This is a genomic window from Streptomyces sp. NPDC030296 (genome assembly GCF_055572815.1).
The window spans coordinates 1,281-2,484 of record NZ_JBVICQ010000031.1 but is presented as its reverse complement, the minus strand read 5'-3'; the positions used below and the strand labels follow the sequence as shown (position 1 = coordinate 2,484).

The window sequence follows — 1,204 nt, the reverse complement described above, 5'->3', positions numbered from 1 at the left end:
ACACAGTGGACGCGAGCAACTGAGGACAAGCCCTCGGCCTATTAGTACCGGTCACCTCCACACGTTACCGTGCTTCCAGATCCGGCCTATCAACCCAGTCGTCTACTGGGAGCCTTACCCCATCAAGTGGGTGGGAGTCCTCATCTCGAAGCAGGCTTCCCGCTTAGATGCTTTCAGCGGTTATCCCTCCCGAACGTAGCCAACCAGCCATGCCCTTGGCAGAACAACTGGCACACCAGAGGTTCGTCCGTCCCGGTCCTCTCGTACTAGGGACAGCCCTTCTCAAGACTCCTACGCGCACAGCGGATAGGGACCGAACTGTCTCACGACGTTCTAAACCCAGCTCGCGTACCGCTTTAATGGGCGAACAGCCCAACCCTTGGGACCGACTCCAGCCCCAGGATGCGACGAGCCGACATCGAGGTGCCAAACCATCCCGTCGATATGGACTCTTGGGGAAGATCAGCCTGTTATCCCCGGGGTACCTTTTATCCGTTGAGCGACGGCGCTTCCACAAGCCACCGCCGGATCACTAGTCCCGACTTTCGTCCCTGCTCGACCCGTCGGTCTCACAGTCAAGCTCCCTTGTGCACTTACACTCACCACCTGATTGCCAACCAGGCTGAGGGAACCTTTGGGCGCCTCCGTTACCCTTTAGGAGGCAACCGCCCCAGTTAAACTACCCATCAGACACTGTCCCCGATCCGGATCACGGACCCGGGTTAGACATCCAGCACGACCAGACTGGTATTTCAACGACGACTCCACCTGAACTGGCGTCCAAGCTTCACAGTCTCCCAGCTATCCTACACAAGCCGAACCGAACACCAATATCAAACTGTAGTAAAGGTCCCGGGGTCTTTCCGTCCTGCTGCGCGAAACGAGCATCTTTACTCGTAGTGCAATTTCACCGGGCCTATGGTTGAGACAGTCGAGAAGTCGTTACGCCATTCGTGCAGGTCGGAACTTACCCGACAAGGAATTTCGCTACCTTAGGATGGTTATAGTTACCACCGCCGTTTACTGGCGCTTAAGTTCTCAGCTTCGCCCACCCGAAAGTGAGCTAACCGGTCCCCTTAACGTTCCAGCACCGGGCAGGCGTCAGTCCGTATACATCGCCTTACGGCTTCGCACGGACCTGTGTTTTTAGTAAACAGTCGCTTCTCGCTGGTCTCTGCGGCCACCCCCAGCTCAGAGCGCGAAG

1 rRNA gene (running past one end of the window) is annotated in these 1,204 nt (G+C 57.0%); it reads right to left on the bottom strand.

The annotated features are described in order from the left end of the window. Positions 1-21: 21 nt before the first annotated feature. Positions 22-1,204: ribosomal RNA gene (locus tag ACZ4Z3_RS40145) — 23S ribosomal RNA — on the bottom strand; its annotated part runs 1,280 nt beyond the window's last position; the annotation flags it as partial.